2 protein-coding genes are annotated in these 1,189 nt (G+C 69.8%); both read left to right on the top strand.

Annotated elements, in window-relative coordinates:
* The coding region (locus tag Q7J58_RS05550; RefSeq protein WP_304824596.1) for a CaiB/BaiF CoA-transferase family protein at positions 1 to 878 on the top strand (878 nt) is incomplete at its 5' end.
* Positions 879 to 898: 20 nt separating this feature from the next.
* Positions 899 to 1,189: acyl-CoA dehydrogenase family protein (locus tag Q7J58_RS05545; RefSeq protein ID WP_304824593.1), on the top strand; the 291-nt coding region annotated here is incomplete at its 3' end.

Genomic DNA, 1,189 nt, shown 5'->3' with positions numbered 1-1,189 from the left:
GTGGCCTCGGCGACGGACACCTGCGGCCGACCAATCCGCGCCTCGTGGATTGCGCGATCAGCGCCTTCGGCGAGGTCGGTCCGATGCGCGCGCTGCCCGGCTACGACCCGCTGATGCAGGCCTCCACCGGCATCATGAGCGTCAGCGGCCACGAAGGTGACGAGCCGGCGCGCGTCGGCGTGTCGCTCATCGACATGGGCACCGGCATGTGGGCCACGATGGCCATCCTGGCCGCGCTGCTGCGCCGCGCCACCATGGGCGAAGGCATGCGCGTGCACGCCAGCCTGCTCGAGACCGGGCTGTCGTGGATGACGGTGCCGGTGGCGAACTACCTGGCCACCCAGCGCCTACCGCGCAAGATGGGTTCGGCCATGGCGATGATGGCGCCCTACGAGCTCTTCGACAGTGCCGACGGCAAGGTCTTCATCGCCGCGGCCAACGACCGGCTGTTCGGCCGCATCTGCAGCGCGCTGGCTTGCCCAGAGCTGGCGCAGGACCCGCGCTTCATCGACATGTCGGCGCGCATCGGCCACCGCGAGGCGCTGCACGACGCGCTGGAAGCGCGCACCCGGCAGCGCAGCACCGCCGACTGCGTGGCGGCGCTGCGCGCGGCCGGTGCGCCCTGCAGCGAGATGCACGACGTGGCCCAGATGCTGGCGCACGAACAGGTGCAAGCGGTCGGCATGCTGGGCGCGCTGCCGCTGCCGGGCGCACCGCAACACCAGACGATGGGCCTGCCCATCAGTTCGCAGGGCCGTCGCGGGCGCAGCGGCCCGCCGCCGCCAGTGCTGGGCGGGAACACCGACGAGGTGTTGACGGCACTGGGCCTGCAGGCCGATGAACTGGCGGCGCTGCGACAGCAAGGCGTCGTCGATTGAATGACAAGGCCGACATCCCCATGAACTTCGACTACACCGAGACCCAGGGCCAGATCCGCGCCGCCGTCAAGGAGTTGTGCAAGGGCTTCGGCCCCGAATACTGGCGCCAGTGCGCACAGGACGGCGCCTATCCGGAAGCCTTCGTCGACGCGATGGCCAAGGCCGGCTGGCTGGCTGCGCTGATTCCCGAAGAATACGGCGGTGCCGGGTTGCCGCTGCTCGACGCCTGCCTGATCCTGCAGGAGATCAACCAGAACGGCGGCAGCGCGGTGCACTGCCATGCGCAGATGTACACGATGGCGTCAATCATG

This window comes from Hydrogenophaga sp., assembly GCF_030656115.1.
In the GTDB taxonomy this organism is placed as follows: Bacteria; Pseudomonadota; Gammaproteobacteria; order Burkholderiales; family Burkholderiaceae_C; genus Hydrogenophaga.
The sequence above is the reverse complement of the archived record's forward strand: the minus strand, read 5'-3'. Positions and strand labels throughout refer to the sequence as shown.